We start from the raw sequence: 13189 nt of genomic DNA, 5'->3' as shown, positions 1-13189 counted from the left end.
CGCTAGCGGGTAGATGCTAGACCAGTGTTTCATAGAAAGCACGGTCATGGCGAGCAAAGCGAAGCCATCTCCTCCAATCTACTGCTATCTTCATGAAATACCTTTCCAATCTGAAACACAAGGCAAAGCGCTGAAAGTGCGACATGTCATTAGCCCAGTATGAGAGACTGAAAGGAACGAAATGCTGGGATAATGATGACCCCTAGATTTTGGCCGGCCAGAGGGTTTGTATTAGAAAGTGCTTTTGTTGCCGGCCTAATGATGAGTTTTATTTTTGAAGGCATGATTTAAACAGCATCTTTTATTTCAGAAGATTGCTTCGGCGTTCCTTCTCGCAATGACCCATCTTCGGATTACGTGGTGGCGTGGTGGCGTGGTTGCGGTAATCAGCATAGGAATGCTATTCCGCGCTAGCGGGTAGATGCTAGACCAGTGTTTCATAGAAAGCACGGTCATGGCGAGCAAAGCGAAGCCATCCCATTCAATCTACTGCTATCTTCATGAAATACCTTTTCAATCTGAAACACAAGGCAAAGCGCTGAAAGTGCGACATGTCATTAGCCCAGTATGAGAGACTGAAAGGAACGAAATGCTGGGATAATGATGATCCCTAGATTTTGGCCGGCCAGAGGGTTTGATTTAGAAAGTGCTTTTACTGCCGGCCTAATGATGAGTTTTATTTTTGAAGGCATGATTTAAACAGCATCTTTTATTTCAGAAGATTGCTTCGGCGTTCCTTTTCGCAATGACGCATCTTCGGGGTACGTGGTGGCGTGGGTACATGGTTGCGTGGTTACGTGGTGGCGTGGTGGCGTGGTGGCGGTAATCAGCATAGGAATGCTATTCCGCGCTAGCGGGTAGATGCTAGACCAGTGTTTCATAGAAAGCACGGTCATGGCGAGCATAGCGAAGCCATCCCATTCAATCTACTGCTATCTTCATGAAATACCTTTTCAATCTGAAACACAAGGCAAAAGCGCTGAAAGCGCGACATGTCATTAGCCCAGTATGAGAGACTGAAAGGAACGAAATGCTGGGATAATGATGACCCCTAGATTTTATCCGGCCAGAGGGTTTGATTTAGAAAGTGCTTTTGTTGCCGGCCTAATGATGAGTTTATTTTTGAAGGCATGATTTAAACAGCATCTTTTATTTCAGAAGATTGCTTCGGCGTTCCTTCTCGCAATGACCCATCTTCGGATTACGTGGTTGCGTGGGTACATGGTGGCGTGGGTACGTGGTGGCGTGGTGGCGGTAATCAGCATAGGAATGCTATTCCGCGCTAGCGGGTAGATGCTAGACCAGTGTTTCATAGAAAGCACGGTCATGGCGAGCAAAGCGAAGCCATCTCCTCCAATCTACTGCTATCTTCATGAAATACCTTTCCAATCTGAAACACAAGGCAAAAGCGCTGAAGGTGCGACATGTCATTAGCCCAGTATGAGAGACTGAAAGGAACGAAATGCTGGGATAATGATGACCCCTAGATTTTGGCCGGCCAGAGGGTTTGTATTAGAAATTGCTTTTGTTGCCGGCCTAATGATGAGTTTTATTTTTGAAGGCATGATTTAAACAGCATCTTTTATTTCAGAAGATTGCTTCGGCGTTCCTTCTCGCAATGACCCATCTTCGGGGTACGTGGTGGCGTGGGTACATGGTTGCGTGGTGGCGTGGTGGCGTGGTTACGGTAATCAGCATAGGAATGCTATTCCGTGCTAGCGGGTAGATGCTAGACCAGTGTTTCATAGAAAGCACGGTCATGGCGAGCAAAGCGAAGCCATCCCATTCAATCTACTGCTATCTTCATGAAATACCTTTCCAATCTGAAACACAAGGCAAAAGCGCTGAAGGCGCGACATGTCATTAGCCCAGTATGAGAGACTGAAAGGAACGAAATGCTGGGATAATGATGACCCCTAGATTTTGGCCGGCCAGAGGGTTTGATTTAGAAAGTGCTTTTGCTGCCGGCCTAATGATGAGTTTTATTTTTGAAGGCATGATTTAAACAGCATCTTTTATTTCAGAAGATTGCTTCGGCGTTCCTTCTCGCAATGACCCATCTTCGGATTACGTGGTGGCGTGGGTACATGGTTGCGTGGTTACGTGGTGGCGTGGTTACGGTAATCAGCATAGGAATGCTATTCCGCGCTAGCGGGTAGATGCTAGACCAGTGTTTCATAGAAAGCACGGTCATGGCGAGCAAAGCGAAGCCATCCCATTCAATCTACTCCTAATTTCTTAGTTTGTCTTCCAGAAGCCAGGGCCTCAATCCTTTCCCTACACTCAAGGCTTTGATCCCTTTGTACTGGTGTAATAATGAAATGCTCTTAGAGCTAATTCATTATACAATTGGTATTACGACAAGCCTGAAGGGCTTGAATATGAATAACCGCGGGCAAGGCCCGTGGTTATGAATACTACATGTGGTTTTGGCCGGCCAGAGTTTTGTCCTGAGAAATTATTTTTGCTGCCGGCCTTTCGTAGTGTATTCAAACCATGAATGCATGCTGATGCTACGATCAGCAGAGCTTTCCTCGCTAGCTGCAAGCTAAAGTTTAAAACAAAAACCAACGGCTGTTAAAAAGTTATTAAAAATTCCATTATTTGGATATTTAAAACGGTAAACCCAGCAATCACAGCACTCTCCAATTTTCATACCTAATTGTGTTAAACCAAATATATCTTTTCAACATATATTTTTAAAAAAAACCGGCGTTACTTTTAGAAAACACCTGCAAATACCTAGTATTAACAAGATATACAGCTGTTTAGAACAATACGGTATTTCATGTTTACAAAAAATAAAGTCCTCCTGTTTACCAAGCATTTGTAATAAACCAAAAAATTAATTAACAGGCCTATGTTGATAATAAAAACAGCAAAAGCTAAAATTATCACAGTATCTTTGCATCATAACGATTTGAATTACAATTTTTTGTGACAATATGATTTTATATGGGATATAAAAATAAATGAATGCAATAATAAATATACAGGAACAAACAGAGGAGATATTAAAAAAAGAGTCGCTTATGAAATCGTTAATAAATATCATATAGACTTATTAAAAAGGGCCGATTATGATGTGGAATAAACCATGTTATTCATGCTAAATATAGACAATAATAAAACAGCTAAAAAAGGAGGTATATATGAGATAGGTAATAAGGTTGATTGACTAGATGGTATACTAGATGATTGACAAGCTGAAGAGCTTCATACTAATTAAATAATTTATTCATTAAAATATCATTAAGATGATTGACATCAATGTTATTCAAAAGGTGAATCCACAATCACCTGAAGATCCTAGAAAATATTATGGAACTTCAAAATCAAGTGGGACTGCGGACATCCGCAAATTAGCCAATAGAATTTCAAAGGAAACGACTTTAGGGACACCTGATGTAATGGCCGTAATTGAAGCCATGCTACAGGACATACCAGAATTTCTTTTGGAAGGAAAAATAGTCAAACTGGGCGACTTCGGTACCTTTCGTTTAACTGTTTCTGGCGAGGGAGCTGAAACCCAAGAAGAATACAGCACCAACTTAATCCGAAAAGCCAACCTTCATTTCCGTGGCGGTAAAGTTTTTCAGGATGTTTTAGCCAGTGCCGAATTCCGCAAGGTTTCGTAGTATAAACCTTTAATTTTTTAAAAGTCGTGACGAAGTTACGGCTTTTTTTATGCGCAAAGCAAATTTCCTGTGGAATATTTCAACAAAATTCTACACAATCCTCAACTATTTTCTAGGCAGAAACCAATCCTTTTCTAAGGTGTATTTTTAATTTTCTCAGTAGAATTTATTTATTTCTAAGCTAGTTTTCAAAACAGGCGTTTCTTTTTAAATGATAAAGCAACAGTTTTCAGTAATTTATTAATAGGGGTTAGAGAAAACCAGCCTAATTTGTTATTTTCGCAGAAATAAAAATCATACCCCACATGAAGATTATATCCGTAGTTGGTGCAAGACCCAATTTTATGAAAATCGCTCCTTTTATTAAGGAAATCCAAGCTTATAATACACAGCAAAAAGCAAATGGCCAAGAGCCAATAGCACATATCCTTGTTCACACCGGACAGCATTATGATGATCGCATGTCTAAAGCTTTTTTTGAAGCATTGGAAATACCTGAGGCAGATATTAACCTAGGCATAGGCAGCGGTACGCATGCTGAACAGGTGGGGCTCACCATGATGGCTTTTGAAAAAGTATTAAAAGCTGAAAAACCAGATTGGGTGGTGGTTTTAGGAGATGTGAATGCTACTCTTGCTTGTTCTGTAACTGCAAAAAAAGAGCATATCAAGGTATGTCATATTGAGGCTGGCCTTCGCTCAAGAGATATGGAAATGCCAGAGGAGATTAATCGATTGGTCACAGATCGTTTGTCTGATTTATTATTGACCCCTGATGAGCTTTCCATTGAAAACCTCAGGCAAGAAGGAGCTCAAGACCATCAAGTTGCCTTTGTAGGAAATATCATGATTGATACCCTTGAAACCAATCGTACTAAGGCTGAAAAATTGATCATAACGCAAATTCTGGATCAAAACAACATTGAAGGACAAACTATCCAATTTGATTCAACACTGGATTTTGGTTTGGTAACACTTCACCGCCCCTCTAATGTGGATCAAAAGGAAGTTTTGGAAGCACTTGTCAGGTTTCTAATAGATGAAGTATGCAAAGATATGCAGCTCATTTGCCCTGTGCATCCCCGAACCAAAAAGAACCTGCAAAGCTTTGGTTTATGGGAGGAAATGTTACAACATCCCCGAATGATTATACAGCTTCCTTTGGGCTACCACGAACTCTTAAGGTTAAATATGGACGCCTGTGTGATGTTGACTGATAGTGGAGGGTTACAAGAAGAATGCACTATTTTAGGCACCCCTTGCCTCACATTACGATGGAATACCGAAAGACCCATTACACTAAAAGAACATGGAGGAGCCAGTGTTTTAGTGGGTAATAATGTTAGAAGAATCAGAGAAGAATATCAGATTACGCTAAATGAAAACCGTAAACCCATCAGACCTCTTCTTTGGGATGGTAAAACCGCCGGTAGATGTCTGCAGGCGATTCTTGATTATAAAGAAGTGTAATTTTATCTTTTGGAGATTCCCTTTGATTGTTTGAGATTGCTTTGTATTTCTCAGTTTGGACCGATTCTACTTCTAAGTTTGGCTTATTATTGTTTCCAATATTATTTAGGTTATGATATTAGTGTAAACTGCATGAAATTGAACGAAAAGGCAAGTGCCGATGAAGATGGTTTCAAAAGAAAATAGGTGTTCATTTGGAAGAGATTACCACGTCGCTTCACTTCGACAGGCTCAGTGCATCGCCTCGCAATGACCTTGTTTCATATGGAGGGTATGGGTTGGGATTTGTTTTCCAAAAAAGAATCTTAGTATGGAGGACAGTCATGGCGAGCGTAGCGCGGCCATCTCCTAAAATCTAATTGAAATCTTGAATATGGAACTCTGCAGGGGTGATAGTAAAATCAAAAAGCCCCAGAGGTCGGAACGATGCTGTCCGCTACGATGAATGTAGCGATAATGATAGCATCGTCATTAACCGATGCGTCGGCACGCGACATTTTGCTAGCATGGTGCGAAACAAAGTGGAGCGCCATGATAGAGATCATACAGTATTTTAAAGAGCCGCCTGATCATGGGATGAACGAAGCATAAAGGCAAGCAGCGATGTAAACCATTTCAAAATTGATGAAGTCTTAAGTCGGAGGAGATTGCCACTCCCGACGCTTACGGTCGGGATCGCAATGACCGTGTTTCATATGGAAGGTGTGGGTGGGGGTCTCGACATTTAATAAACCGTCCATTACAACGACATCACTCCGTGTAGAATTTTTAAGTGATAATGCCATCTTAGAGAATGCATCCCCAGTATTGTCAATATAACAAAATCTTATTGTGGCCCAATCCCGTTATTTAAAACCCGACCTTGATTGGGCTTTGATATTGCTTTGGTATAATTTGGATCATGTTGTTTTACCAGACTGCATTTTCTTTACCTAAATCATCCATTTGGTTTTTCTGATATCATCCAAAACATCTAAATGTGGTGATTTGATATTTGAATATCACCAAAAACACCCAGTTTTATTACTTGTGCATCTTTATTGCCAGTGTCTTAGCAGAAGTCAAGGACATTCATTTTGAATAGGACTTCCGATAGTTCAATAAATTTTTTCACCCATAAAAATTAAAAAGATGGGGACAATAAAAAGAGGCATCCTCGGAGGTGTCAGCGGTAAAATTGGCAATGTGGTAGGTAGTAGTTGGAAAGGTATTGATTACCTGAAAACACTTCCAAGCAATGTGAATGATGCCAAATCAGATGTTCAGATCGCAAATCGATCTAAGTTTTTAACAGTAGTCAGGTTTTTGCAGCCTCTCACGGAATTTATCCGTATTGGTTTTAAATCTCTGGCGGTAAAGAAGACGGCTTTTAATGCCGCAGTATCCTACAATTATCATGAGGCCGTTACTGGTGATTATCCTGATATTGTAATGGATTATAGCAAAGTCTCAGTTAGTCAGGGAAGTTTAACTCCAGCCTATAACACTGGGCTAAGTTCTACTGTTGCTGCTGAGGTAAATCTAACCTGGGCCGACAACAGTGGTCAGGGTTCTGCCTCTGCAGATGATGTGGCCATGGTGGTAGTCTATAATCCGGAATTGAAGGATGCTGTATTTATGCTAAACGCAGGGGCTCGAAGTGATTTATCTGCAAATGTGAGTCTTCCTGATTCTTATTCAGGGACTAGTGTTCATTGCTATTTATGCTTTACGGCTCTTAGCAATGCGCTGGGAGGACAAGCTGGTAAATCAATTTCCAAGAGTGTTTATGTTGGAAGTGTCGCGGTGATGTAGCGAAAGTTGATCTTCAATTTTGAGGACTGCTCTGTAATGGGGTGGTCCTTTTTTTGCTGGGTGCTGGGTGTTGGGTGCTGGGTCGATTGGTAGTAAGGGATGATAGACTTGTAGATGATAGCGGCCCTGGTGTTTTGAACGCTAATTCCCGCGAATTGGGCTAATGGACGCGAATTTTTTTGTCCACGGATTATGCGGATTGGCGCGGATTTTGCTGGGTGCTGGGTACTGGGTGCTGGGTCGATTGGTGTAAGGGATGATAGCTAGAGATAGCGGCCCTGGTGGTTTAAACGCGAATTTTCACGAATGGGGTTAATTTTCGCTAATTGTTTTTGTCATCGGATTTTCGCAGATTGCGCGGATTTTTCTGGGTGCTGGGTGCTGGGTACTGGGTGCTGGGTGCTGATTGGTGTAAGGGATGATAGCCTCGCAGAGGATAGCGGCCCTGGTGGTTTAAATGCGAATTTTCACGAATGGGGTTAATTATCGCGAATTGTTTTGTCTGCGGATTTTCACGGATTGGCGCGGATTTTTGGTGGGTGAATATATGATGATTCCCTTAGATTGGAAAAGGTTGCCGCGTCGCAGGCGCCTCGCAACGACACTCCGCTGGAGGAAGATTTAGGGATTCTAGTAATCTCTAGATTTGTTGAAAATTCTAAAACACTAAAATGTGATATTTATGTTATAATCCTTAACTTTATGCCTTGTTTTTTGATGTATTTGCCGCATCCACCTAAAAATTGACAGAGCATGACTGGAAACACCACTTTATACCATCTCATCAATGATAGCCTGATGCCTCATTTGGGGGTTCTTCGGGAGGAGAAATCCTATAGAATACTTTTGAAATCCCTTGGGAAAACAGCGCATGATGAAAACCTGTATTTTAATGGTCTGGCTCCTGCTTTTGAAAGACTCAATTTTCAAGTGCATCCGCATCTTATCAAGGATTGGAAAGGTCTTGCTGTTGTTCAAAAAGAGAACCGACTGAAAAATCCCTTGGCCCTATGTATTGCTTGTTTTTCTTCTGAACTCAAACCAAACTTTTTTATTTGGTTGCTATCATCTGTTCTGTTTGTTCAATATGGGGTGCTGAAAAAAGAAATAGCCGGGACTCCACTAAAGAGCGCCAGGATTTATTCCCTGATGAAATACCTGATTCATTTGGAGCAACTGATGGAGGATGTACAAATATCACTATCAAAAAATTATGGTGGGCTTATTTTCCAAGCCTATAAGCTGGTGCTGGCTTATTATCTGCTCCGACTAAAAAGGGAGTTTCCGACTTACGTGAAAACGAATGTGCTCAGATATTTTGATGAAGAAGTCCGGGAACTCTTTCTTACTCCTATAAGCGATCAAAAATCCCATCAAAACTTTCAGCAACAGATGAAAACGACCATTGAATTTATTTTGGCTCCTCCGCCTTATCAAAATTTAGAGGTAGCGGATGCTTTTGAAAGTGATGACCCGCTTGAAATGGTGAAAAGCATGCAAAAAGATATTCAAAACATACAAGTAGCAACCAAAAACCTACGAATATCAGCCCCAGATCTGGAGTTAAGTAATGATGAATATGTATGGCCAAAAGAAGCTGCAAAAATACTAGGTGTAAGTCCTCAAACTTTGCTCAACTATAAAAATAAGGGGAAATTAAAAGACTTTAGACAAGTAGGTAATCGATTTGAATACAGCTTACAAGAATTAAATCAATTTAAGAAAACCAAATAATGCATCCTCATGAATCAAAAACAAACAACGCAAAAAGTGGCGAATCATCATATTAGCAATAGTATTTCGTTTAGCTATAAGGAAGGTTCCATACTTCTAGGGGTATTCGCTGAAGGTAAAAAGGGCCGAAAGGGATATGGCCTTCGATATCTGCAGCCTTTAGTAAAAGAATGGCTGGATCAAATGACACATCCTCAGGAAAAATATTGGATAGGCTGTGTGGAGGAAGATGCCTTGTGTACTTTTATGGTGCAGCTTTCAGAGCAGCCTTATATTGCCAAATGGTATTTAACACAGCAATTGTTCCAACATCTATCTGAAAAAACAAGAATCTGTAAAAGATTATTCACAGGCGATTGGCAATATTGGGTAGAAGATGGCAATGAAAAGCATGCGGATCGGGTGGTTTTTAAGAAATTCAGCCTTTTTATCATTACGAAAGCGGGTAAGAATTCGGCACAACTCATGGTGAGTTATGAGGGTAGCTCTTCGGTATTAAAAAGCAATGTGCAAAGTTTAGTGCGCAAATTCCGATTAGATACCCACCTTATTGGTCAGGTGATATTTGAAAAAAGAAGCCGTTCCTATGCACATTTGAAAGATGAATTCCGCTTACAAAGCGAGTGCTTACATCCCATACTTAGAAGGGAAATGGCTGCACAATTAAGAATGGATTTCCCTTTTAGTAAAGAAGCCTATAAACTAAAAAAGGCATATGAGGAAATAGAAATTTTTCGTCAACAATTTTTAAATAATGAAGAAATAAAATACATCCTTCCTCTTTCAGACCGATGGAGTAGCGTACCTCTCCGATTTATTCAGAAAATAGCATATGGAGGCCGGCTATTACAATTTGGTGGAGAAAAGGTGGAATCGGATATTTATAGAGGCTTTTCTCAAAACGGTCCTTTCCTTTTGCCCAAAGCTCCTCATTATAAGGTATTTTTTATTTACTGCGAAAGTGGGAAATCCATTAAATCGACCTTAGAAAAACATTTAGGGGAAGAAGCCGGCTATCAGAGCCTGCAAGAAATCAGTCATATGGATTTGGTATACGATGCCGATTTGGATATTTATGTGGAAAGCAGTTCTGATATTGTTGAAAGGGTGGAAACTCATATAAAGCAACTTGAGAAAGAATCGGATACGCAATATTTCGCTTTTTATATTTCACCCTATGGTAAGTTTGACAACAAACCTGCTCATAAGAAAGTCTATTATCGGGTGAAAGAGCTATTATTAAAGAGAGGTATTATGTCGCAAAGCATAGAACAGGAGAAAAACAGGGGAAAGAACCTGAATTATTTTATGCCGAATATTGCGATGGCTATGGTTGCCAAATTTGGAGGGATTCCCTGGAAACTGGCCAGAGAAACTGAAAAGGAACTGATAGTGGGTTTTGGGGCTTTTCGCAGCAGTAACAAAAAGAAACCCTTTGTGGGATCTGCTTTTTGCTTTGACAATGAGGGAAGGTTTCAGGAGTTTGATTGTTTTGCAGCCGAAGAAGAATGGGCCTTGGTAGGAATGTTAGGCGAAGCCATTAAGAATTATCGCCAGCAGTATAGGCATGTAAAACGACTCATTATTCATTATTATAAAGAGCTCAATAACAAAGAAATGGAGCAGGTGGAAGCCTTATTGGAACAATTAGAAGAAAATATTCCGGTAATCGTTGTACGAATCAATAATAGCTTTAAGCACAAAGAATTGGCGTGGAATAGCAAGCATCCGCAGTATTTACCGCTCAATGGCAGTTATATCCATTTAAGATATCAGGACTATTTACTCCATATCAATGAAAATGAAGGGGTGGGTACTGAATGTAAAACGGCGCCCTATCCTATGAAGGTGAGTTTACAATCGAATGTAGCCGGTTTGGTAAATGACCCTGAACTGGTCCGCCAGCTGATGCAACAACTCTACGATTTCAGTCTTTTACATTGGCGATCTATCAAACAGCCGCGCTTGCCGGTTACTATAGCCTACCCACAAATGTTGGCGAGGATTTTCCCTTATTTTGATGCGGAGGTGTTGCAGGAATTGGGGAGGACTAGGCTTTGGTTTATTTAGGGTTTTGCACTTAGTGCGTAAAGGGTGGTAAAATATGCACTTCGTGCGTAAAGGGTGGTGATTTGCGCTACGCGCGTAAGGGTTAGGGACTACCTACTGGCAGTTAAAATTGAGGCCTCGACGATGGAGAGGATCAAAGCTCTGGATTTTGGAGGATCTGGTAAATAATTCTGAATTTGGCTTCGACGAAAAGTGGCACAACTTGAACCGAAATGGGTGGAATATCTTCAAAAGTAAGCAATTGTGAAAAACAATAGTGAATCACTTAGGATGTAGTAATTAGCAATTTAACCCAGTACTACCTACTACATTCTAAATTCTACTTACTTTACTTGACAAGAAACCTCTTAACTTGATTCTTAGCATTCTGCAAAACCAATTCCTTAGCCCAAGGAAGGAAGCCACTGTGCCAGCGCTGGGGATGGAAGGTTATCATTACTCTGTTTGGGAATATTGGACTTCGGTGGCTCGAAGTGCGAAGTACGGAGCTCGAAGCTTGCTCCATCTCACTGTTCTCCTCTTCCTTTTCTCCAACTCGCCAGTTCGCCAGTACGCCAACTCCTTCTTGCTCTTGGCTATTGGCTTTTGGCCTTTCGCTCTCCGCCTTCTGCTCTATTGCATTAATGATATCTTGAGTAGAATGAAATACCAAGCCCTCCTCTATCCATCTTTCTTGTTGTGCCACTTTGTCTCGTACACTTACTTTCCAACCATCCCAGCATCTTCCGGTATCGGTGAGGTAGAAGAAATCATCGAAGTCCATATCGTAATAGGGTTCTCCTATTATACCGAAATCTGAATAATGATAGCCTGCATGCTCAGTTCGTACTTTTTCGCCAACTCTCCCTCTCGCCAACTCGCCAGCTCCCACTTTCGCCCCTTCTCCAGCTCGCACTTTCACCAACTCTCCAGCTCGCCAAAGGTCTTTATTATCAAACTTAGACAAAGGCGATCCATCCATACAAATGGTTTTCACTGGTGCAATGTCTCTTATAGTCTGTAAATTTTTCTGGAAACGCAAAATCGCTTTTTCATGGACTCCTCCGCAAGCGGCCAAATCATCATAATGGTAACCTATTTCATGACCTAGATTGGCTATCTCTTTTATCACCTCTGGCTGAAAATGATGAGGTAGAATACGGAAGTAATAGCTTCCCCTAATCCCCAATTCATTTTGTATGTTTGCCATGGTTAAGGCATTGTCATAATACTTCTCCACGTCATGCCTTAAGATGACACATTTCTTATGGGTTCTTGACTCCTTAGAATCATCCTTTTGAAAACCCAAATAATCTGAAAAAGTATGGAAATGATAGTCTTGCTCCATTAAACTCTTCAAAAGCTGCTGGTGTATGGATGGAGTAAAGTCTTTTTCGTAGGACATGGTATTGTCTAGTGGAATTATTGAATGACAAATTTAGGATTTTGTTTGGAATGACTGGTGATTTTTATTGCTCGCAAGCTCGCAAAAAGAAGGGGAACGCGAATTTACACAGATTTGGCGAATTTTCGCGGATATTACTTACGTTGCTCGTAATTGTTATTTGCCACGAATGCACGAATAATATAATTGATGTGAATGGCTTCGATTTCCACGAATGGTGCTCGCTAGCTCGCAAAAAGAAGGGGAACGCGAATTTACACAGATTTGGCGAATTTTCACGGATATTAACGCGTTGCTCGTAATTGTTATTTGCCACGAATGCACACATAATATAATTGATGTGAATGGCTTGGATTTCCACGAATGGTGCTCGCTAGCTCGCAATACAAGACAGGCTCCCTTGATGCTGCGGTCGGGATAAACGCAGATTTAATGGTGGGCTGATTTCACATGCTTCTCTAATTTTAGGAGATTGCTTCGGCGCTGCACTTCTTGCAATGACCTTCCTTCGAAGAGAGATACTACTACTGGGTTTCATAGAAAGCACGGTCATGGCGAGCAGAGCGAAGCCATCCCATCCAATCTACTCCTATCTTCATAAATACCTCTCCAATCTGAAACACAACACAAAAGCGCCGTAGGTGCGGCATATTGGTAGCATGGTGCGAAATGAAGTGCTTGCACTGATATGAAGCGCCATGATAGCAATACAGAATAATGTTAAAGAGCCGCCCGATAATGGTGAGCTACGAAACAGAAAGGCAAGCGGTGATGATGAAAATATAGATAAACGCCGGAAGGCATTTCTGGCTGAGCGGGGATTTCAAATAACACCAAATACCTAAAGAAATTCCCCAAAACAAATTTCGGAAAACCCTTCTTTATTGCTATTTTCGCAGGACTAAAATTAAAGCATGAAAAAGATTATTACCATTATAGGTGCACGACCACAGATTATTAAAGCTGCTGCCTTGTGGATAGGCTGACTCATGTTGTGCCACCTATACCGATGTAACTGTGCCACTCAAACCGGAGCAAGTTGTGCCACTCATACCGGAGCAAGTTGTGCCACTCGTACCGGAGCAAGTTGTGCCACTCAT

General features: G+C 41.1%; 6 protein-coding genes. 5 read left to right on the top strand and 1 reads right to left on the bottom strand.

Going from position 1 to position 13189, the window contains the following annotated elements; translation table 11 throughout:
* The first annotated feature begins 3257 nt into the window (after positions 1–3257).
* The 5 genes from HNS40_RS20505 (at position 3258) to HNS40_RS20485 (ending at position 10705) form a co-directional block, all read left to right on the top strand.
* Positions 3258–3638 carry an HU family DNA-binding protein gene (locus tag HNS40_RS20505; protein ID WP_172284479.1) on the top strand — a complete coding sequence of 127 codons (381 nt, stop codon included), beginning with the start codon at positions 3258–3260 and terminating at the stop codon, positions 3636–3638.
* Positions 3639–3943: 305 nt separating this feature from the next.
* Entirely contained in the window at positions 3944–5107 is a 1164-nt protein-coding gene (wecB, locus tag HNS40_RS20500; protein ID WP_172284478.1) for a non-hydrolyzing UDP-N-acetylglucosamine 2-epimerase, read from the top strand.
* 1131 nt (positions 5108–6238) lie between these two features.
* Positions 6239–6901 carry a DUF6266 family protein gene (locus HNS40_RS20495; protein WP_172284477.1) on the top strand — a complete coding sequence of 221 codons (663 nt, stop codon included), beginning with the start codon at positions 6239–6241 and terminating at the stop codon, positions 6899–6901.
* Positions 6902–7654: 753 nt separating this feature from the next.
* Positions 7655–8635, top strand: a complete 981-nt coding sequence (locus HNS40_RS20490; RefSeq protein ID WP_172284475.1) for a helix-turn-helix domain-containing protein — start codon at positions 7655–7657, stop codon at positions 8633–8635.
* Positions 8636–8644: 9 nt separating this feature from the next.
* Positions 8645–10705, top strand: a complete 2061-nt coding sequence (locus HNS40_RS20485; RefSeq protein WP_172284473.1) for a Piwi domain-containing protein — start codon at positions 8645–8647, stop codon at positions 10703–10705.
* Between the two features lie 328 nt (positions 10706–11033).
* On the opposite strand, the gene HNS40_RS20480 is transcribed toward HNS40_RS20485, so the two are convergent.
* Positions 11034–12089 carry a hypothetical protein gene (locus HNS40_RS20480; RefSeq protein WP_172284471.1) on the bottom strand — a complete coding sequence of 352 codons (1056 nt, stop codon included), beginning with the start codon at positions 12087–12089 and terminating at the stop codon, positions 11034–11036.
* Positions 12090–13189 lie beyond the last annotated feature (1100 nt).

The organism is Lentimicrobium sp. S6, from assembly GCF_013166635.1.
Classification (GTDB): domain Bacteria; phylum Bacteroidota; class Bacteroidia; order Bacteroidales; family UBA12170; genus UBA12170.
The sequence above is the reverse complement of the archived record's forward strand: the minus strand, read 5'-3'. Positions and strand labels throughout refer to the sequence as shown.

Excerpts from the sequence above, each read along its gene's own strand:
- HNS40_RS20505 (WP_172284479.1), top strand. The coding sequence starts at position 3,258 with ATGATTGACATCAATGTTATTCAAAAGGTGAATCCACAATCACCTGAA.
- HNS40_RS20490 (WP_172284475.1), top strand. The coding sequence starts at position 7,655 with ATGACTGGAAACACCACTTTATACCATCTCATCAATGATAGCCTGATG.
- HNS40_RS20480 (WP_172284471.1), bottom strand. The coding sequence starts at position 12,089 with ATGTCCTACGAAAAAGACTTTACTCCATCCATACACCAGCAGCTTTTG.
- HNS40_RS20485 (WP_172284473.1), top strand. The coding sequence starts at position 8,645 with ATGAATCAAAAACAAACAACGCAAAAAGTGGCGAATCATCATATTAGC.
- HNS40_RS20495 (WP_172284477.1), top strand. The coding sequence starts at position 6,239 with ATGGGGACAATAAAAAGAGGCATCCTCGGAGGTGTCAGCGGTAAAATT.
- wecB (WP_172284478.1), top strand. The coding sequence starts at position 3,944 with ATGAAGATTATATCCGTAGTTGGTGCAAGACCCAATTTTATGAAAATC.